Origin of the sequence: Enterococcus sp. 5H (assembly GCF_028128615.1) — a bacterium.
Lineage (GTDB): Bacteria > Bacillota > Bacilli > Lactobacillales > Enterococcaceae > Enterococcus_L.
In genome coordinates, this window is record NZ_AMDP01000032.1 from 1 (window position 1) to 320 (window position 320).

At 39.7% G+C, this 320-nt stretch carries 1 pseudogene; it reads left to right on the forward strand.

What is annotated here, in order from left to right:
• A pseudogene (locus tag C240_RS11395) lies at positions 1 to 320 on the forward strand (hypothetical protein); the annotation flags it as partial.

Genomic DNA, 320 nt, shown 5'->3' on the forward strand with positions numbered 1-320 from the left:
AATAGCTTAGGCATTGGCAGTACCTTTGCGAATACAATTAAACTAGAATTTTGCCAAGTGATCGAGGGATTGAAAGAAACAGATGTCGTTGAAGTCTCTATGGGGATAAAAGTCCATGAGAATGGAACGATCCAACCGTTAGAATATCCGTTTAGATTAGGTAGCGCTAAAATCGGTTACGCTCAATTAACGTCTTATACGCCTGATGAAATTGAGTTCGTCCCTATGGGGAAATTCTATATAAAAGGTCGTGTTGATCCGGATCGTAATGAAAATAAAACGACAGTTGAAGCGATGGATGCTTGGATGTTTATGGAAGG